Genomic DNA, 18,129 nt, shown 5'->3' with positions numbered 1-18,129 from the left:
TGACGCCGCGCAGCGCCGTGCGCTACCCTCGCGCGATGGCCATCGAACAGAACGAACGTCCGCTGGAGGACGGCATCCACACCGATCTGGACGGCAGGATCACCTATGGCGGCTACCTGCGCCTGGACCGCCTGCTGGACGCGCAGCATCCGCTGTCGGACCCCGCGCACCACGACGAGATGCTGTTCATCGTCCAGCACCAGGTCTCGGAGCTGTGGCTGAAACTGATCATCCACGAGCTGGGCGCGGCAATTGCCTTCCTGCGGCGCGACCAGGTCTGGCAGTGCCAGAAGGTGATCGCGCGCTGCAAGCAGGTGCTGCGCCAGCTGACCGAGCAGTGGTCGGTGCTGGAGACGCTCACGCCATCGGAATACATGGAGTTCCGCGACGTGCTGGGACCCTCGTCGGGCTTCCAGTCGCTGCAGTACCGCATGGTCGAGTTCCTGATGGGCAACAAGAACGCGGCGATGCTCAAGGTGTTCGCGCACGACCCGGCCGGACAGGCGCGGCTGCGCGAAGTGCTGGAAGCGCCGGGGTTGTACGACGAGTTCCTGATGTACCTGGCGCGCTGGGGCCACGCGGTGCCGGCGCAGCACCTGCAGCGCGACTGGGCGCGCCCGCACGTGCGCGACGAGGCCCTGCTGCCGGTGTTCGAGGCGATCTACGAGGACACCGGCCGCTACTGGCGCGAATACGGGCTGTGCGAGGACCTGGTCGATCTGGAAACGCAGTTCCAGCTGTGGCGCTTCCGCCACATGCGCACGGTGATGCGGATCATCGGCTTCAGGCGCGGCACCGGCGGCTCCTCGGGCGTGGGCTTCCTCAAGCAGGCGCTGGAGCTGACCTTCTTCCCGGAGCTGTTCGACGTGCGCACCAGCATCGGACCGGGGCGCTGAGGCGCGAGGCATGGATGCGGCGCTGCAGAGCTGGGAACAGTGGCCCGCGTGGCTGGCCGCGGTGGTGGTGCTGGCGCGCAGCGCGCCGGCCCTGCGCCGGCAGCTGGCCGGCGCCGACGGCGAGGCGCTGCGGGTCCTGATCCTCGGGGCCCTGGCGCTGGCGGCGATGCGCTGGTTCAACACCGCGGCGCTGCAGGGGGTGATGCTGCATTTCCTCGGCGCCACCATCGCCACGCTGATGTTCGGCGCCGGCACCGCGTGCTGGGTGATGGCGCTGGCCAGCCTGGCCGGACTGCTGATGGGCGCGGCCTGGCACGGCTGGGCGATGGATTTCCTCGCCACCGGCGCGCTGCCGGTCGCGGTGACCGCGCTGGTGTCGTGGGCGGCGCGCACCTGGCTGCCGCGCAACGTGTTCACCTACGTCATGCTCAACGCCTTCGCAGGCGCGGCGCTGGCCATGGCCGCCTCGATGCTGGCCAAGTCGGCGGTGACCGCATGGCTGGGCGGACGCGCGCTGGCGGCCTACCTGGTGGCCACGCCGATGCTGATGTTCGCCGAGGCGTTCTTCGCCGGCGGGGTGATGGTGCTGGTGGTCGTCTACCGGCCGCACTGGTGCCGCAGCTTCGACGATCGCGCCTATCTCTGGCCGGAGCGGCGGATGTAGCGGCCCGCTTGCGCGGGTGGTGCGCGCGGAAATGCACTAGGATGCGGCGCATCCAGCACACAGGGGATTCCCGCGCATGAACCAGCCAGGCGCAGCGCCTGCCGCACGCAGCCTCGTCACCCGCTTCCTCGACGGCGTCGAGCGCGTGGGCAACCGCCTCCCCGATCCAGCGGTGCTGTTCCTGCTGCTGATGCTCGCGGTGTGGGTGGTCTCGGCGCTGCTGGCCAACGTGAGCTTCAGCGAACTCGACCCGCGCAGCGGCGATCCGATCCAGATCCGCAACCTGCTCGCCGGCACCAGCTTCACCACGTTCATGGCCGACATGGTCCGCACCTTCGTCAACTTCGCGCCGCTGGGCGTGGTGCTGGTGGCGATGCTGGGCCTGGGCGTGGCCGAGCACACCGGCTTCATCAACGCCGCGCTGCGCGCGATCCTGTCGGTGACCCCGAAGATGCTGCTCACCCCGATGCTGATCGCGGTGGGCATCTTCAGCCACGTCGCGGTGGATGCCGGCTACGTGCTGGTGATCCCGCTGGGCGCGGTGATCTTCTATGCGGCCGGGCGCCATCCGCTGGCCGGCATCGCGGCCGCGTTCGCGGGCGTGTCGGGCGGCTTCTCGGCCACCTTCATCCCGTCCAGCCTCGACCCGCTGCTCTCGGGCCTGACCCAGGAGGCGGCACGCCTGATCGATCCGTCGGTGGTGGTCAATCCGCTGAACAACTACGTGTTCACCACCGCCTCGACCGGGCTGATCGTGCTGGTCGGCTGGTTCCTGACCGACCGCGTGATCGAGCCGCGCCTGCGCGATACCGTGGTCGATGGCGATGCGGCCGACATGCCGAAGATGGAACCGCTCACCGCGCCCGAACGCCGCGGCCTGGTGCTGGCGGTCGGCTCGATGCTGGCACTGGCGATCGTGCTGGCGCTGACCGCGTCCCCGGCCGGCTCGGCCTGGCGCGCGCCGGCCGACGCGCCCAGCGGGGCGGGCGAACTGCTGGTGGCCACCGCGCCGCTGATGCAGTCGATCGTGCCGCTGATCTTCATCCTGTTCGTGGTGCCTGGCATCGTCTATGGCTACGCGGCGGGTTCGGTGAAGACCCACCGCGACGTCATCGCGGGCATGAGCAGGGCGATGAGCGGCATGGGCTACTACATCGTCATGGCGTTCTTCGCCGCCCAGTTCATCTATGCGTTCGGCCAGAGCAACCTCGGCGCGCTGCTGGCGATCAAGGGCGCGAACACGCTGCAGGCCCTGGGGATGCCGACCGGCGTGACCCTGGTGGGCATCGTGCTGCTGTCGGGCTTCGTCAACCTGCTGGTGGGCTCGGCCTCGGCGAAATGGGCGCTGATCGGCGCGGTCATGGTGCCGATGCTGATGCAGCTGGGCATCTCGCCCGACCTGACCCAGGCCGCCTACCGCGTGGGCGACTCGAGCACCAACATCATCACGCCGCTGCTGCCGTATTTCCCGCTGATCGTGGTGTTCTGCCAGAAGTACGTGAAGGGCAGCGGCATCGGCACCCTGCTGGCGCTGATGCTGCCGTTCTCGGCGACGCTGCTGGTGGTCTGGACCGCCTTCCTGGTCGGTTTCTGGATGCTGGGGATCCCGCTGGGCGTCGGCGCGAGCTACGCGTATCCGGCCGGCTGAGTCCGGCCGCGGTCGCGGCCGGGAGGGCCGGCGCGCCCCGCGACGGGTTCCCAAGGGCGCGTTCTGGGGATAACGTTGCGACCGCAACGACCGTCGAGCAAGCGGCCGTGGTGCCGCCGATGCCCCGCACCTGGGCGGGTGGCCGTTCGATCCAGCCATTTTCCCGGGGGAGTCCCACCGCATGAATTCCAACCGCGTCGAGCCCGCAGGTCCGGGCATGGAGCAGCCCCGCTCCTGCCAGGCCATTCCCGAGTTCGCCCAGGTCATGGGCCACCCGCGTCCGCTGTGGATGCTGTTCATGACCGAGTTCTGGGAGCGCTTCGCGTTCTACGGCATGCGCTGGGCGCTGGTGCTGTACATCGTGGCGCAGTTCCATGGCGGCGATGCCTCGGGCGAGGCGCCGGCCAGTGAGCTCTACGGCGCCTACCTGGCGCTGGTGTACGCGGCGGCGATCTTCGGCGGCTACGTCGCCGACAAGCTGATCGGCTACCAGCGCGCGATCCTGCTGGGCGCGGTGTTCATGGCCGCGGGCCTGTTCCTGATCACGGTGCCCAGCGACGCCTGGCTCAAGCTCGGCCTGGCCACGGTGATCGTCGGCAACGGCCTGTTCAAGCCGATCATCTCGACCATGGTCGGCAAGCTCTACGCCACCGGCGACGAGCGCCGCGACTCGGGCTTCACCATCTTCTACATGGGCATCAACATGGGCGCGTTCATCGCGCCGATCCTGACCGGCTGGCTGGCCGAGAAGGTGTTCGGCAGCGACGGCATGCCGGCCTACAAGGTGGTGTTCATGGCCGCCGGCATCGGCATGCTGCTGAGCCTGCTGTGGTTCTGGTTCGGCCGCGCGCAGCTCAAGGGCATCGGCGCGGCGCCGGCCAACGCGCCGGGCCTGGGCCGGGTGCTGATGGTCGCGGTGGGTGCGGTGGTCGCGATCCCGGCGTTCTACGCCCTGCTGACGATCGAGGCGGGCGTGCTCAACTGGATCCTGCTGGCGCTGTTCGTGGTGCCGGCGATCATGCTGCTGGTGGAAGGCATCCGCGAAGGCTCGCGGCAGCGCGACATGGTGATCGCGATGCTGATCATCTTCGGCTTCAACGTGCTGTTCTGGATGTTCTTCGAGCAGGCCGGCAGTTCGTTCAACTTCCTGGCGCAGAACATCGTCGACCGCGACCTGGGCGGCTGGATCTTCCCGGTGGGCTGGTTCCAGTCGGTGAACTCGATCGCGATCATCACCCTGGCGCCGCTGATCGCATGGCTGTGGGTGAAGATGGGCAGCGCCAATCCCTCGATCCCGCGCAAGTTTGGCCTCGGTCTGATCTTCAACGGCCTGGCCTTCCTGTTGCTGATGTTCGCGCTGTCGAGCCTGGTGGATCCGGCTTCGTTGAAGATCCCGTTCTGGACGCTGTTCATGGTCTACGGGATCCAGTCGATCGGCGAGCTGTGCCTGTCGCCGATCGGCCTGTCGATGACCACCAAGCTGGCGCCGGCCAAGCTCACCGGCCTGGCGATGGGTGGCTGGTTCCTGTCGATCGCGATCGGCAACAACCTGTCGGGCATGTTCGCCTCCAGCGTCAGTGGCGAGGGCGGCATGACGACCGAATCGGCGCTGTCGGGCTACACCTTCGGCTTCTGGGCCCTGCTCGGCGCCGGCGTGCTGCTGTTCCTGATCGCGCCACTGATCCAGAAGCTGATGCACGGGGTGAAGTGAGGCAATGGCCTGCGCACGCAATGCGCAGCCATCGCCGCATCCCGGACGCAGGGCGGATGATCTCCTTGCCGTGGGAGCGACTCCGGTCGCGAATGCCTCTTCGCGCGCAAGCGCGCTCCCACAGCTGAAGGCCTTCCCGGCGACCGGCCCGTACGGGGTCGTCGCCGCCACTTCCAGACCGAGCCAAGCCGAATGACCGATTCCCTTCCGGGGGCGCTGCCGCGCCCCTCGCCCGCACAGCGCTGGCTGGCCCTGGTGCTGGTCAGCGTGGCCATGTTCGGCAACTACTACGTCTACGACGCGTTCGGCCCGGTGGTCGACCTGCTGCGCGAGCAGGAAGGCTTCACCTACGACCAGATCAGCATGATCTTCAGCGCCTACAGCGTCGCCGCCGTAGTGGTGCTGCTGATCGGCGGCTACGTGATCGACCGCTGGGGCACCAAGCGCGCGATCACCCTGTTCGCGGTGATCTGCCTCGCGGCCGCGGCCCTGATGGCGTCCACCGCGCGCTTCGAGACCATGCTGGCGGGCCGCTTCCTGCTCGGCATCGGCGCCGAGCCGCTGATCGTGGCGGCCACGGCGGTGCTGGCGAAGTGGTTCAAGGGCAAGGAGCTCTCCTTCGCCTTCGGCATCAACCTCTCGATCGCGCGCCTGGGCTCGGCCTCGGCCGACTGGTCGACCTCGTTCGCCAGCCCGCTCTACGACAACTGGCAGGATCCGCTGTGGCTGGCCACCGGCGTGGCCGCGGTCGGCGTGACCGCGGCGATGCTGTACTGGATGACCGAATCGCGGCTGGAAGGCCGGGTGAACCTCGGTCAGACCGAGGCCACCGACAAGCTGGAGCTGAAGGGCATGTACGCCTTCAGCGCCTCGTACTGGTACATCGTCGGCCTGTGCGTGGTGTTCTACGCCACGGTGTTCCCGTTCCGCGCGTTCGCGATCGACTACTTCCAGCAGGCGCACGGCCTGGACCGCGAGACCGCCGGCATGCTCAGCAGCCTGCTGCCGGTGGCGGCGATCGTGGTGACGCCGCTGTTCGGGCTGTGGGTGGACCGGGTGGGGCGGCGCTCCATGTTCATGGCGGCCGGCTCGCTGGTGATGCTGCCGCTGTTCCTGCTGGTGACCTATGCGCCGCCCGGCCCGGAGATCGACCTCTGGATCCCGTTCGCCGGCAGCGCGCAGGTGCCGCTGACCCTGCTGCTGGTGATGCTGCTGCTGGGCGGCGTGTTCTCGCTGATTCCTGCGGTGATGTGGCCCTCGGTGGCCTATATCGTGCGCGAGAACCGGCTGGGCGCGGCCTATTCGATGATGACCCTGTGCCAGCAGATCGGCGTGGCGCTGGTGCCGCTGGCGGTCGGCCGTTTCAATACCGCCTTCGCCGCGGGGCCGGAGAATCCGGCCGGGTACGCGCCGGGCATGTGGTTCTACACGGCGCTGGCGGGGCTCGGGCTGCTGTTCTCGTGGCTGCTGTGGCGTGCCGAGACCGGACCCGGCGCGCACGGGCTGGAGTACAGCTCGGGCAGCAAGCCGGCCTGATGCGCGGCGGCTGACGCGGCCCGTCCCGGCGCGGGGCGGACCGCGCCATCCGGTCGACGTGGCGGCGCAGACGGACAGGCCCGATCGCGGGCCAGCCGCCGCAGGGGTGGAATCGAAGCGCGCACCGGCACCGCTCTACCGGAAGCGATAGCGGGTCGCGCGGCCCGCGCGCGCGGTCATCCGCACGGCGGTCCGTCGTGGGGGTGGGGCGCCTGCCGAGCGCCCGCGCACGCGGCTCAGATATGCCGCAGCATCTCGTCCATGCCGTCGCCCGCCAGCTTGTCGATCAGCCGCGACAGCGTCGCGCGCTCGTCTTCCGACAGCGGCTCGAGCAGGTGGCGCTCGCAGGTCAGGGTCATCGGCGCGACCTCGTCGTAGACCGAGTAACCGGCTTCCGAGAGCGTGAGCACGGAGCGGCGGCGGTCGTCGCCGTGGATGTCGCGCTTGACCAGCTCGCGCTCAAGCAGGCGTGCCACCGCGCGGCTCACCGCCACCTTGTCCATCGCGGTGCGTTCGGTCACCTCGCGCGCCGACAGTCCCGGATAGCGGCCGAGCACCGCCATCACCCGCCACTCGGTGATCGCCAGGCCGAAACGGCGGTGGTACTCGCTGGAGATGGCGTTGCTGACCCGGTTGGACAGCACGCTGAGGCGATAGGGCAGGAAGCGCTCGAGATCGAGATTCGCATGTTCCTGTGAGACGGCTGGGTCGGACATGATGCACTGCACCTTGCTGTTGGTTGCGCCTGAAACTGTAAGATGGGCGACCGACCACAGGCCTTGGTGCCCTCCCCCCGCGAGAGGATTATCACAATGACAGCGCAGTCACAAACCGCCCCGGCGCAGCCCGGCATGCAGGTGACCACGTTCGAGAACCCGATGGGCATCGACGGCTTCGAGTTCGTCGAGTATGCCGCGCCGGCCGGGCAGGCAGGACACCTGCACGATTATTTCCGCAAGCTCGGCTTCGTCCAGGTCGCGCGCCATCGCACGCGCCCGATCACGACCTACCGCCAGGGCGACTGCACCTTCCTGATCAACGAGGATCCGGACTCGTTCGCCGCGCGTTTCGCCGCCCAGCACGGCCCCAGCGCGTGCGGCTTCGCGATCCGCTTCAGCAAGCTCGCCGAGTGGGTGCGGGTGCAGGCGCTGAAGAACGGCGCCGAGGAGTTCGATGCCGCCGACGAGATCAGCAAGGCGGTGGCCGCGCCGGTGATCAAGGGCATCGGCGGCTGCATGCTGTACCTGGTCGACCGCTACGACGAGCGCGGCACCATCCACGATCCCGACTACGAGATCCTGCCCGGCGCCGAGCTGATGCCCAAGGGCTTCGGCCTGACCTTCATCGACCACCTGACCCACAACCTCTACCAGGGGAACATGGCGAAGTGGTCGGACTACTACGAGCGCCTGTTCAACTTCCGCGAGATCCGCTACTTCGACATCAAGGGCGCCAAGACCGGCCTGCTGTCCAAGGCGATGACCGCGCCCGACGGCATGGTGCGCATTCCGCTCAACGAGTCCAGCGATCCCAAGAGCCAGATCAACGAATACCTCGACACCTACCAGGGCGAGGGCATCCAGCACATCGCCTGCTTCACCGACGACATCTACGAGACGGTCGAGCAGATGCGCCAGGCGGGCATCCAGTTCCTGGACACGCCGGACACCTACTTCGATGTGGTCGACCAGCGCATTCCCGACCACGGCGAGGACCTGGAGCGGCTGCGCCGCAACCGGATCCTGATCGACGCCGATCCGGAAACCAAGCAGCGCAAGCTGCTGCAGATCTTCACCCAGAACGCGCTCGGCCCGATCTTCTTCGAGATCATCCAGCGCAAGGGCAACGAAGGCTTCGGCGAAGGCAACTTCCAGGCGCTGTTCGAGAGCATCGAGCGCGACCAGATGAAGCGCGGGGTGCTGTAGGTTGCCTGCAGGTCTTCCCGCGACCGGGAGGGCCGGTAGACAGGGCCCCTCTCCCCTCGGGAGAGGGGTTGGGGGGAGGGTAGGGCGAAGTGACGATTGTCAAACCACCGCTGCCAACCGTGACCCTGCAGCGTGTACGCCACATGCGCAGGGAACCCACGGATGTTGAATGCAGACTCTGGCAGTACTTGCGCGCCAGCCGCTTCGAAGGCCTGAAGTTCCGACGGCAACATCCTGTTCCCCCTTATGTGGCTGACTTCTGCTGCATCGAGAAGAATCTGATCGTCCAGCTGGATGGTTCGCAGCATTCTCCGGAGAACGATGGGGCCAGGACCGCGTACCTGGAATCGCAGGGCTACCGCGTCCTGCGATTCTGGAACAACGATGTACTGTTGAAGACCGATTCGGTGCTTGAGGCGATCTGGATCGCCGTGCACGCGCCGCACCCTCACCCCCAACCCGCGCCCCGGCCCTGCGCAGCGCGCAGGCCATTCGGGGAGAACGCGAGCCAATGGCTCGCAATCGTTATCCCCTCTCCCGGCGGGAGAGGGGCCTAGAGGCACCGCCATGAACGATTCCGTCGACCAACGCTACATGTCCGGCTTCGGCAACGAGTTCGCGACCGAGGCGATCCCGGGCACCCTGCCGATCGGCCGCAATTCGCCGCAGCAGGTGGCCCACGGCCTGTACGCCGAACAGCTGACCGGCACCGCGTTCACTGCACCGCGCGGCGAGAACCGCCGCAGCTGGCTGTACCGGATCCGGCCGGCGGCGATGCACGGGCGCTTCGAGCCGTTCGCGCAGCCGCGCTTCCACGACCGCTTCGGCGAGATCCCCGTGTCGCCGGACCAGATGCGCTGGAATCCGCTGCCGATGCCCGAGGCGCCCACCGATTTCGTCGAGGGCCTGTACACCGTGGCCGGCAACGGCGGCAGCGATGCACACGCCGGGGTCGGCATCCACCTGTACGCGGCCAACACCACGATGCGTGGGCGCTACTTCTACAGCGCCGACGGCGAGCTGCTGATCGTGCCGCAGCAGGGCCGCCTGGTGGTCGCCACCGAGCTGGGCGTGATCGAGCTGGCGCCCGAGGAGATCGTGGTCGTCCCGCGCGGCGTGCGCTTCCGGGTCGAACTGCCAGACGGCCCTTCGCGCGGCTACGTCTGCGAGAACTTCGGCGCGCTGCTGCGCCTGCCGGGACTGGGCCCGATCGGCTCGAACGGCCTGGCCAATCCGCGCGATTTCCTCACCCCGGTGGCCGCGTACGAGGACCTGGAGGGCAGCTTCGAACTGATCGCCAAGTTCAACGGCCACCTGTGGCACGCGCCGATCGGGCATTCGCCGCTGGACGTGGTCGGCTGGCACGGCAATTACGCGCCGTACAAGTACGACCTGCGCCGCTTCAACACCATCGGTTCGATCAGCTTCGACCATCCCGATCCCAGCATCTTCCTCGTGCTCACCTCGCCGACCGACACGCCCGGCGTGGGCAACCTGGACCTGGCGATCTTCCCGCCGCGCTGGCTGGTGCAGCAGGACACCTTCCGTCCGCCGTGGTTCCACCGCAACGTCGCCAGCGAGTTCATGGGCCTGATCCACGGCGTGTACGACGCCAAGGCCGAGGGCTTCGCGCCGGGCGGCTGCTCGCTGCACAACTGCATGACCGGGCACGGACCGGACGCGGCGACCTTCGAGAAGGCCTCGCACGCCGACCTGTCGCAGCCGGAAGTGATCGAAGGCACCATGGCCTTCATGTTCGAGACGCGCGCGGTGCTCAAGCCGAGCCGGCAGGCGGCCGAGGCCGCACACCGGCAGCGCGACTACCAGGCCTGCTGGGCAGGGCTGCAGAAGCACTTCGCGCCGCCCGCCTGAGGCTGGTGGCGCAGCCGGGAGCGTGCGCGCCAGCCGAGGCCTTGCTGGCGCCGAATCCCGGCGGCGATGGCGAAGGCGGCGCCGACGGGCACGGTGTCCGGAACCTGCGTCGTCGCCGCGCTCACGGCCGCCGTGACAAGCTCGCGGCTCCGCCGTCGCCCGGAGTCGCCCATGCGCTTGCCGAAGGCATTTCTCCCTGTGCTCGCCGCCGCCCTCTGCGCCTGTGGCGCCCAGCCCGGCGACGCAGACAGCGCCACGCCCGCCGGCGAAACCGCGCCGCCGCCCTCCGCCGATGCCGCTGACGCGCCCGCGGCCGACCCGGCCCCGGTCCCGGCCGCCGGACAGGCGACCGGCTCCCTGCGGGTCGAGACGCCTGCCGAAGGGACGATCGGCTTTGCCGGATTCGGCCCGGCGCCGTTCGGGTCCAGCGCCGAGCAGGTGCGCCAGGCCTGGGGTGGCGACCTCGGCGACGAACAGCCGTCCGAACCCGGTGGCTGCCATTACCTGATCCCGCAGCCGCTCGGCCCCGAGGGCTACCCGACGGCTTTCATGATCGAGGGCGACCGCTTCGTGCGCATGGACGTGCGCGACGCCGCCGTGACCGCGCCGGGCGGCGCGCGCATCGGCATGACCCATGAGGAAATACGCGCGCTGTATGCGGACCGCCTCGAGGAGCGGCCGCACAAGTACGACCCGCAGGGCAAGGTGCTGCGGGTGACCGCGCCGGAGGGTGGAAACGGCGTGCTGGTGCTCGAGCTAGATGCCGCCGGCCGGGTCGACGCCTGGCGGGTGGGCGTGCCGCCGCAGGTGGACTATGTGGAAGGCTGCTCCTGACCGCGGCACCGGCTCCGGCATAATCGCGGCACTTCGCAGGCGGGGAGGGTGACGATGGCCGGTGCGCTGTTCTACTTCGCGGCAGGGATCGCCCTGCTGGCGTTCGGGGGCGATTCGCTGGTCAAGGCCGCGGCCGGACTGGCGCGGCGGACCGGGATCTCGCCGTTCACCACCGGCCTGGTGCTGGTGGCCTTCGCGACCTCGGTGCCCGAACTCGCGGTCAACCTGCGCGCGATGGCCCTCGGCGACCACGCGCTCGCGCTGGGCAACGCGGTGGGCAGCAACGTCGCCAACTTCGGCCTGACCCTGGGCGCGGCGGCCCTGTGCGCGCCGCTGGCGATCCGGTGGCAGGCGCTGCCGTCGCTGCTGGTCTGCCTGGTGGTGGCGACCCTGGCCACGATCCTGCTCGGCCAGGACGGGCGCCTGACCCGCCTGGACGGGGCGGTGCTGGTGATCTCGTTCTTGGCGGTGCTGGGCTTCGCCTGGATCTTCGGCCGTCGGCAGCCGGAGCTGCGCGGCGAGTTCGCCGGTTTCGCCGAAACGCGCACGACGCCGGCGCTCAACGTGGTGCGGCTGGTGGTGGCGGTGGCCCTGCTCTGGTTCGGTGCCAAGTGGGTGGTGCAGGGCGCGCTGGAGCTGCGTCCGGCGCTGGGCATGGAATCGCTGCTGGCCGGCCTGCTGCCGGTGGCCATCGGCACCGCCCTGCCGGAGGTCGCGGCGGCCATCGCCGCGGCGCGGCGCGGCCAGGGCGACATCGTCGCCGGCCACGTGATCGGCTCGAGCCTGGTCAACCTGCTGCTCGTGGTCGGCGGCATGGCGCTGGTGCGCGACGTGCCGGTGCCGGCCTCGTTCCTGCGCTTCGAGCTGCCCGCGGCGCTGGTGCTGGCCGCGCTGCTGCTGCCGATGCTGCGCGGCGGGCTGCAGATCAGCCGCGGCGAGGGGGGCGTGCTGCTGCTGGCGTTCCTGGGCTGGGTCGGGCTCGAACTGGCGATGATCTAGCTGGGTCGGCCTGCGGCGCGCGGCCAGGCGCGCCGGCTCGACGCGTCCAACGGCGGCCGAAGCGAAGCGCGCGAATCAGCCGTCGTCGCGCCCCTGCTCGCGTTCGCGCGCACGCTGTTCGGCGCGCTCGTCCGCGTCGTCGCGGATGTGGCCTTCGGGTTCGGTGCCCGGGCAGGGCGCTTCCGGGCGCCGGTCCATCAGCGACAGCGCCGCACGCGACATCAGGTGCGCGGCCACCGGGGCGGTCAGGAACAGGAACACGGTGATCAGCAGCTCGCGCGGATGCAGGCCGGTGCCGTGGATGGCGCGGTGCAGGACCGAGGCGGCCAGGATGCAGCCCACGCCCAATGTGCTGGCCTTGGTCGGGCCATGGATGCGGTGGAAGAAACTCGACAGCTTGACCAGGGCGAAGCTGCCCAGGAACACGAAGAAGCAGCCGACCACCAGCAGCACCAGGGTGGCGATGTCGATCGCGAGCCTCATTCGACGATGTCCCGGCGGATCACGTACTTGCTCAGCACCACGGTGCCGAAGAAGCCGAGCATGGCGATGATCAGCGCGATCTCGAAATAGACCTCGGTCTCGTCGAGCATGCCCAGCAGCACCACCTGCGCAATGGTCGCCACGTACAGCGTGTCCAGGGCGAGGATGCGGTCGGGCGCGGTGGGCCCGCGCACCAGCCGCCACAGCGCCAGCAGCATCGCCAGGCCCACCACGACCATGGCCCCGGCGATCACCAGGTTCATCAGCGCCATCATGGGAACACCCTGCGCAGCGGCGCCTCGTAGCGCTGTTTGATCCCGTCGATCATCGCCTGCGGATCCTTCACGTCCAGGCAATGCACCAGCAGGTGCTTGCGGTCGGCGGAGAGTTCGGCGGTCAGCGTGCCGGGCGTCAGCGTGATCACGCTGGTCAGCGCCGAAATGCCGTGGATGTTGGTCAGCTCCAGCGGGATCCAGATGAAGCCGGGCTGCAGCCTGCGCTCGGGGCCGAGCACCTGCCGGGCCACGGTGATGTTGGCCACCAGGACGTCCCACAGCAGCTTCAGGCCCAGCGGAACGAGGATCCAGGCCTCGCCCATGCGCGCGAACTCGCGCTCCAGCCGGGCGGCGATCTGCGGCATCAGCCAGGCCAGGAAGGTGGCCATCAGCAGGGTGCCCGGGCTGGCGTCCTCGGCCATCAGCAGCCAGAAGATGAAGACCGTGACGCTCTGCGGGATCGACGGGAAGATGCGGGCGATCATGTGCGGCTCCTCATGGCGCGCGCTGCTGCGGCCGGGTGCCGCGGACGTCGCGCACGTAGTCCGCGGGCGACAGCAGCTGTCCGGCCGCGGCCGTGGTGTAGCGCAGGATCGGCCCCGGCGCCACGCTCATCGCCACGCCATAGGCCAGCAGCAGCGCGGTGGCGGCGATCTCCAGGCTGCCCACCTTCGGCATGTCCGGTGGCGGCATGGCGTGCAACGGCTCGGGTTCGGCCTCGTCGATGCGCCAGAACAGGCGGGTGCCGGTGCGGCTGAGCCCGATCAGGGCCAGCAGGCTGCTGCCCAGCACGGTGGCATAGACCCAGCCGGTGTCGTCGGCCGGCACCGCGCCCAGCATCAGGAACTTGCCGATGAAGCCCGACAGCGGCGGCAGCCCGATCAGCGACAGGGCCGCGACCATGTAGAGCAGGCCGGTCAGGCGCGAAATCGGCTGGGCGATCGGCAGCACCCGGTCGCCGAAGCGGCCGCGCTCGCGCTGCACGATGTGTGCGATGAGGAACATTGCCGCCGCCGCGAAGCAGCTGTGCGGCAGGTAGTACAGGCCGGCGGCGATCGTGCCCGGCCGCGCCAGCGCGAACGCCACGAACAGCGTGCCCGACGACATCAGCACCAGGTAGGCCGCGCCGATGCGCAGGCGCAGCGCACCGACCACGCCGAGGCTGCCCAGCAGCATCGTCGCCATGCCCAGCACCAGCAGCGGTTCCCGGCCGAATCCGGCCAGCGGGCCGGCCGCCTCGCCGAACCACAGCGAGCCCGTGCGCAGCAGCGCGTACAGGCCGACCTTGGTCATGATCGCGAACAGCGCAGCCACCGCCGCCGGCGCCCGGGCGTAGGCGTCGGGCAGCCACAGGTACATCGGCAGCAGCGCGGCCTTGGCACAGAACACCACCAGCAGCAGGCCCAGCGCCACCCGCACCAGGGACAGGTCCTGCGGCGCGACCTCGGACACCCGCACCGCCAGTTCGGCCATGTTGAGCGTGCCCAGCAGGCCGTAGATCAGGCCCAGCGCGACCAGGAACAGCGTCGACGCGGCGATGTTGAACACCACGTAGTGCATGCCCGCGGCGATGCGCTCGCCGCGCGCGCCCGACAGCAGCAGGCCGTAGGAGGCGATCAGCATCACCTCGAAGAACACGAACAGGTTGAAGATGTCGCCTGTCAGGAAGGCGCCGTTGAGCCCGGCCAGCTGGATCTGGAACAGCGCGTGGAAATGCAGGGCGCGCCGGTCCCAGCCGGCGCAGGCATACAGCAGCGCCGGAATCGCCAGCAGGGTAGTGGTCAGCACCATCAGCGCGCTGAGCCGGTCGAGCAACAGCACGATCCCCAGCCGCGAGGGCCAGTCGCCGAGCAGGTAGGCCTCGACCGCGCCGCCGTCCGCGCGCACCAGCAGCGCCACCGCCGCGGCCAGCAGCAGGGCCAGCCCGATCCAGGCGCCGGTGCGCAGCACGCGCACGTTGTGGCGACGCTCGAGCAGCAGCAGGATCGCGCCGGTGACCAGCGGCAGCAGGATCGGCGCCAGGACCAGGTGCTGCATCATGCGCGCGGGCTCCGCTCGCCGTCCGCGTCGCCGTCGGGCGCGGGCTGCCCGGGTTCGCGCCCGTCGACGTGGTCGCTGCGCAGGTCGGCGTGGTTGCGCATGGCCACCACCACCACCACCGCGGTCATCGCGAAGGCGATCACGATCGCGGTCAGCACCAGCGCCTGCGGCAGCGGATCGGTGTAGTTGTCGCGGATCGGGTCGACCAGGGCGCGCAGCACCGGCGGCTTGCCCACCACCATCCGCCCCGAGGCGAAGATCAGCAGGTTGGTGGCGTAGGACAACAGGGTCAGGCCCAGGATCACGTCGAAGGTGCGGGCGCGCAGCAGCAGGTACACGCCGGCCGCGACCAGGACGCCGATGCCGCTGGCGAGTGCGAATTCCATCAGGCAGCGTCCTCCGCGGCGAGGGTGCGCCGCCGCACCGTGCCCATCGTCGACAGGATCAGCAGCGCGCCGGCGAACACCACCACGTACACGCCAGTGTCGAACACCAGCGCGCTGGCAAGCGGAAGCTTGCCGACCAGCGGCAGATCCAGGTCGACGTGGCCGCTGGTGAGGAACGGCAGGCCGAACAGCAGCGAGCCCAGGCCGCCGGCCGCGGCCAGCAGCAGGCCGATCGAGATGCCGCGCACGTAGTCGAAGCCGAACGTCGACTCCACCGCGCGCGCGCCCTGCAGCGCGTACTTGATCAGCACCGGTACCGCGATCGCCAGTCCGGCGATGAAGCCGCCGCCGGGCGCGTTGTGGCCGCGCAGGAACAGGTAGATCGACACCGTCAGCGCCAGCGGGAACAGCAGCTGGGTCAGGTCGGCGGGGATCGGCAGCTGGACCGGCGGCCCGGGCACGATCTCGTCCGGCCGCAACCTGGCCCAGCGCAGCATCGCGTGCACCACGAGTGCCGCGACCGCGAACACGGTGATCTCGCCGAACGTGTCGAAGCCGCGGAAGTCCACCAGGATCACGTTCACCACGTTCGCGCCATAGGCCTCGGGCAAGGAGCGGGCGAGCATCTCGGCCGCCACCGAGCCGTCCGGCTCGCGCACGAGCATCGCGTAGGCCAGGCCCGCGACGCCGATGCCGGCCACCGCCGAGATCAGCGCGTCGCGCCAGCGCCGGAACGGCGTGCGCGCCTGCTTGGACTGCTTGGGCAGGTAGTTGAGCGCCATCATCATCAGCGCGATGGTCACCATCTCCACCAGCAGCTGGGTCAGGGCCAGGTCGGGCGCAGAGAGCATGGCGAAGGCGACGCTGACCATCAGGCCCACCGCGCCGATCACGATCAGCGCGGTCAGCCGCTTGCCGTGCCAGGCCACCGTCGCCAGGGTGGAGGCGACCAGCACTGCCCACAGGATCCAGCCCAGCCACGGCATCGGCTGCGGCGCGGGCAGGTCGCCCAGCAGTGCCGCCTCCTTGCCGATGAAGGGCGCGGCGCCGACCACCAGCACCACCACGATCATCCAGAACAGGCTGCGGCGGATGCCCCCCGCGGCCACGCGCCCGGTGAAGCGCCAGGCGGCGTTGAACAGTTTGTCCACGTTGAACTGGTACAGCTGCCGCCCCCAGGTGCGCAGCATCGCGTCGTGCAGCGCGAACAGCCGTCGCAGCAGGAAATAGAACAGCACGCCGCCCAGCACGCCACCGATGCTCATCGCCAGCGGCAGGTTCCAGCCGTGCCAGACCGCCAGCGAGAACTCCGGCGCGGCCGGGCCGAGGGTGCCTGCCACGGCGGTCTTGAGCACCGGCTCGATCGCCAGCCCCGGCAGCATGCCGACCGCCAGGCACAGCGCCACCAGCACCGCGACCGGGACCTGCATCCACGCCGGCGGCTCGTGCGGCTCCACCGGCAGCGCGCGCGGCCCGCGACCGAAGAACGCGTCGTGCACGAAGCGCAGGCTGTAGGCCACGCCGAAGACGCCGTACAGCAGCGCGGCGATGCTGATCGCGATGCGGAACAGGTTGCGCTCGCCCGCGTCCAGCGCCTCGGCGAAGAACATCTCCTTGGACAGGAAGCCATTGAGCAGCGGAATGCCGGCCATCGCCAGCGAGGCCACGATGGCCAGCGCCGCGGTATAGGGCATGTAGCGGCGCAGGTTGCCCAGCCGGCGCAGGTCGCGGGTGCCGCATTCGTGGTCGATGATGCCGGCCGCCATGAACAGCGAGGCCTTGAACGTGGCGTGGTTGAGGATGTGGAACACGCCGGCCACAACCGCCATCGGCGTGGACAGGCCGAACAGCAGGGTGATCAGGCCCAGGTGCGAGATGGTCGAGTAAGCCAGCAGGCCCTTGAGGTCGTGCTGGAAGATCGCGTACCAGGCGCCGACCAGCAGGGTGATCGCGCCGATGCTCGAGACCACGTAGAAGAACAGGTCGGTGCCGGCCAGCGCCGGGTGCAGTCGCGCCAGCAGGAACACGCCGGCCTTCACCATCGTCGCCGAATGCAGGTAGGCCGACACCGGGGTGGGCGCGGCCATCGCCTGCGGCAGCCAGAAGTGCACCGGGAACTGCGCACTCTTGGTGAACACGCCGGCCAGTACCAGCGCCAGGATCGCCGGGTACAGCGTGCTGGCGCGGATCGCGTCGCCCGAGACCAGCACCACGTCCAGCTCGTAGCTGCCGGTGACCCGGCCGATCAGCAGCACGCCGCCCAGCAGGGCCAGTCCGCCCATGCCGGTGATCGTCAGCGCCATGCGCGCGCCCTGACGGGCATCCTGGCGGCGCGTCCAGAAGCCGATCAGCAGGAACGAGCTGATGCTGGTCAGTTCCCAGAAGACGACCAGCAGCAGCAGGTTGTGCGCCAGCACCACGCCGAGCATCGCGCCCATGAACAGCATCAGGCAACCGAAGAAGCGCGGTGCGCTGTCCTCCTCGGCCAGGTAGTAGTGCGCGTAGAGCACGATCAGTGCGCCGATGCCCAGCACCAGGCCGGCGAACATCCAGGCCAGCCCGTCCAGGTGCAGCGACAGCGCCAGGCCCGCTTCGGCCAGCCACGGCAGGGTCGCGCGCAGCGACACGTCGTCCATCACCGCCGGCGTCAGCCAGCCCAGCGCGGCCAGGCCGAGCAACGGTGCGGCCGCGGCCAGGCAGGCGACGGTACGCCGCGAAGCGCCGCGGGCCATGGCAATGGCCAGCGCCGCCACGAAGGGCAGGGCCAGGAGCAACAGCAGCATCGAGTATCCGGTGAAGGTCGGGACGGCCGCGCGCCCGGAAAGGCGCGGGTCGGCCGTCGAGTTTAACCGACGGTTCC

At 69.6% G+C, this 18,129-nt stretch carries 17 protein-coding genes; 10 read left to right on the top strand and 7 right to left on the bottom strand.

The window, feature by feature from the left end:
• The first annotated feature begins 35 nt into the window (after positions 1 to 35).
• The 5 genes from Q0863_RS14025 (at position 36) to Q0863_RS14005 (ending at position 6,455) form a co-directional block, all read left to right on the top strand.
• Positions 36 to 896, top strand: coding sequence for a tryptophan 2,3-dioxygenase family protein (locus Q0863_RS14025; protein WP_298579796.1), 861 nt, complete (start codon positions 36 to 38; stop codon positions 894 to 896).
• A gap of 10 nt (positions 897 to 906) precedes the next feature.
• Positions 907 to 1,560 (top strand): energy-coupling factor ABC transporter permease, encoded by a 654-nt coding sequence (locus Q0863_RS14020; RefSeq protein WP_298579591.1) that lies wholly within the window; start codon positions 907 to 909, stop codon positions 1,558 to 1,560.
• 76 nt (positions 1,561 to 1,636) lie between these two features.
• The gene (locus Q0863_RS14015; protein WP_298579589.1) at positions 1,637 to 3,208 is read left to right on the top strand and encodes an AbgT family transporter; all 1,572 of its coding nucleotides are present in this window, start codon (positions 1,637 to 1,639) and stop codon (positions 3,206 to 3,208) included.
• Between the two features lie 217 nt (positions 3,209 to 3,425).
• On the top strand, positions 3,426 to 4,919 hold the full coding sequence (locus Q0863_RS14010; RefSeq protein ID WP_298579793.1) for an oligopeptide:H+ symporter: 1,494 nt from the start codon (positions 3,426 to 3,428) through the stop codon (positions 4,917 to 4,919).
• Between the two features lie 192 nt (positions 4,920 to 5,111).
• The gene (locus Q0863_RS14005; RefSeq protein ID WP_298579586.1) at positions 5,112 to 6,455 is read left to right on the top strand and encodes an MFS transporter; all 1,344 of its coding nucleotides are present in this window, start codon (positions 5,112 to 5,114) and stop codon (positions 6,453 to 6,455) included.
• A gap of 236 nt (positions 6,456 to 6,691) precedes the next feature.
• On the opposite strand, the gene Q0863_RS14000 is transcribed toward Q0863_RS14005, so the two are convergent.
• Positions 6,692 to 7,171, bottom strand: a complete 480-nt coding sequence (locus Q0863_RS14000) for a MarR family transcriptional regulator (RefSeq protein WP_298579583.1) — start codon at positions 7,169 to 7,171, stop codon at positions 6,692 to 6,694.
• Positions 7,172 to 7,267: 96 nt separating this feature from the next.
• Between Q0863_RS14000 and hppD the strand changes: the two genes are divergently transcribed.
• From hppD to Q0863_RS13975, 5 genes are all read left to right on the top strand, one after another.
• Positions 7,268 to 8,380: a 4-hydroxyphenylpyruvate dioxygenase gene (gene hppD, locus Q0863_RS13995; RefSeq protein ID WP_345780528.1), complete on the top strand. Its 1,113-nt coding sequence runs from the start codon at positions 7,268 to 7,270 to the stop codon at positions 8,378 to 8,380.
• Positions 8,381 to 8,469: 89 nt separating this feature from the next.
• The gene (locus tag Q0863_RS13990; RefSeq protein WP_298579580.1) at positions 8,470 to 8,937 is read left to right on the top strand and encodes an endonuclease domain-containing protein; all 468 of its coding nucleotides are present in this window, start codon (positions 8,470 to 8,472) and stop codon (positions 8,935 to 8,937) included.
• Positions 8,938 to 8,947: 10 nt separating this feature from the next.
• Entirely contained in the window at positions 8,948 to 10,252 is a 1,305-nt protein-coding gene (gene hmgA, locus Q0863_RS13985; RefSeq protein WP_298579578.1) for a homogentisate 1,2-dioxygenase, read from the top strand.
• A gap of 66 nt (positions 10,253 to 10,318) precedes the next feature.
• The gene (locus tag Q0863_RS13980; protein WP_298579575.1) at positions 10,319 to 11,086 is read left to right on the top strand and encodes a hypothetical protein; all 768 of its coding nucleotides are present in this window, start codon (positions 10,319 to 10,321) and stop codon (positions 11,084 to 11,086) included.
• Positions 11,087 to 11,140: 54 nt separating this feature from the next.
• Positions 11,141 to 12,085 carry a sodium:calcium antiporter gene (locus tag Q0863_RS13975; RefSeq protein ID WP_298579573.1) on the top strand — a complete coding sequence of 315 codons (945 nt, stop codon included), beginning with the start codon at positions 11,141 to 11,143 and terminating at the stop codon, positions 12,083 to 12,085.
• A gap of 75 nt (positions 12,086 to 12,160) precedes the next feature.
• Here the strand turns inward: Q0863_RS13975 and mnhG are convergent, their stop codons facing one another.
• Genes mnhG through Q0863_RS13945 form a run of 6 tightly spaced genes read right to left on the bottom strand, consistent with a single transcriptional unit; the run spans position 12,161 to position 18,052 of the window.
• Positions 12,161 to 12,568 carry a monovalent cation/H(+) antiporter subunit G gene (gene mnhG / locus Q0863_RS13970; RefSeq protein ID WP_298579570.1) on the bottom strand — a complete coding sequence of 136 codons (408 nt, stop codon included), beginning with the start codon at positions 12,566 to 12,568 and terminating at the stop codon, positions 12,161 to 12,163.
• Entirely contained in the window at positions 12,565 to 12,843 is a 279-nt protein-coding gene (locus Q0863_RS13965) for a K+/H+ antiporter subunit F (RefSeq protein ID WP_298579567.1), read from the bottom strand. Before Q0863_RS13965 ends, mnhG begins: the two co-directional genes overlap by 4 nt.
• A complete protein-coding gene (locus Q0863_RS13960) occupies positions 12,840 to 13,328 on the bottom strand; it encodes a Na+/H+ antiporter subunit E (RefSeq protein ID WP_298579564.1) in 489 nt (162 codons plus the stop codon). Before Q0863_RS13960 ends, Q0863_RS13965 begins: the two co-directional genes overlap by 4 nt.
• 10 nt (positions 13,329 to 13,338) lie before the next feature.
• A complete protein-coding gene (locus Q0863_RS13955) occupies positions 13,339 to 14,880 on the bottom strand; it encodes a monovalent cation/H+ antiporter subunit D (protein ID WP_298579787.1) in 1,542 nt (513 codons plus the stop codon).
• The gene (locus tag Q0863_RS13950; protein WP_298579561.1) at positions 14,880 to 15,269 is read right to left on the bottom strand and encodes a Na+/H+ antiporter subunit C; all 390 of its coding nucleotides are present in this window, start codon (positions 15,267 to 15,269) and stop codon (positions 14,880 to 14,882) included. Before Q0863_RS13950 ends, Q0863_RS13955 begins: the two co-directional genes overlap by 1 nt.
• Positions 15,269 to 18,052 carry a monovalent cation/H+ antiporter subunit A gene (locus Q0863_RS13945; protein ID WP_298579559.1) on the bottom strand — a complete coding sequence of 928 codons (2,784 nt, stop codon included), beginning with the start codon at positions 18,050 to 18,052 and terminating at the stop codon, positions 15,269 to 15,271. The genes Q0863_RS13950 and Q0863_RS13945 overlap by 1 nt, the downstream gene beginning before the upstream one ends.
• Between the last annotated feature and the right edge of the window lie 77 nt (positions 18,053 to 18,129).

Origin of the sequence: uncultured Luteimonas sp. (genome assembly GCF_947492465.1) — a bacterium.
Lineage (GTDB): Bacteria > Pseudomonadota > Gammaproteobacteria > Xanthomonadales > Xanthomonadaceae > Luteimonas.
The sequence above is the reverse complement of the archived record's forward strand: the minus strand, read 5'-3'. Positions and strand labels throughout refer to the sequence as shown.

Coding starts and splice junctions, on each gene's coding strand:
- Q0863_RS14020 (WP_298579591.1), top strand. CDS start 907: ATGGATGCGGCGCTGCAGAGCTGGGAACAGTGGCCCGCGTGGCTGGCC.
- Q0863_RS13980 (WP_298579575.1), top strand. CDS start 10,319: ATGGCGAAGGCGGCGCCGACGGGCACGGTGTCCGGAACCTGCGTCGTC.
- Q0863_RS14025 (WP_298579796.1), top strand. CDS start 36: ATGGCCATCGAACAGAACGAACGTCCGCTGGAGGACGGCATCCACACC.
- Q0863_RS14010 (WP_298579793.1), top strand. CDS start 3,426: ATGGAGCAGCCCCGCTCCTGCCAGGCCATTCCCGAGTTCGCCCAGGTC.
- Q0863_RS14005 (WP_298579586.1), top strand. CDS start 5,112: ATGACCGATTCCCTTCCGGGGGCGCTGCCGCGCCCCTCGCCCGCACAG.
- Q0863_RS14000 (WP_298579583.1), bottom strand. CDS start 7,171: ATGTCCGACCCAGCCGTCTCACAGGAACATGCGAATCTCGATCTCGAG.
- Q0863_RS13965 (WP_298579567.1), bottom strand. CDS start 12,843: ATGATGGCGCTGATGAACCTGGTGATCGCCGGGGCCATGGTCGTGGTG.
- hppD (WP_345780528.1), top strand. CDS start 7,268: ATGACAGCGCAGTCACAAACCGCCCCGGCGCAGCCCGGCATGCAGGTG.
- Q0863_RS13955 (WP_298579787.1), bottom strand. CDS start 14,880: ATGCAGCACCTGGTCCTGGCGCCGATCCTGCTGCCGCTGGTCACCGGC.
- Q0863_RS14015 (WP_298579589.1), top strand. CDS start 1,637: ATGAACCAGCCAGGCGCAGCGCCTGCCGCACGCAGCCTCGTCACCCGC.
- Q0863_RS13975 (WP_298579573.1), top strand. CDS start 11,141: ATGGCCGGTGCGCTGTTCTACTTCGCGGCAGGGATCGCCCTGCTGGCG.
- Q0863_RS13945 (WP_298579559.1), bottom strand. CDS start 18,052: ATGCTGCTGTTGCTCCTGGCCCTGCCCTTCGTGGCGGCGCTGGCCATT.
- mnhG (WP_298579570.1), bottom strand. CDS start 12,568: ATGAGGCTCGCGATCGACATCGCCACCCTGGTGCTGCTGGTGGTCGGC.
- Q0863_RS13950 (WP_298579561.1), bottom strand. CDS start 15,269: ATGGAATTCGCACTCGCCAGCGGCATCGGCGTCCTGGTCGCGGCCGGC.
- hmgA (WP_298579578.1), top strand. CDS start 8,948: ATGAACGATTCCGTCGACCAACGCTACATGTCCGGCTTCGGCAACGAG.
- Q0863_RS13960 (WP_298579564.1), bottom strand. CDS start 13,328: ATGATCGCCCGCATCTTCCCGTCGATCCCGCAGAGCGTCACGGTCTTC.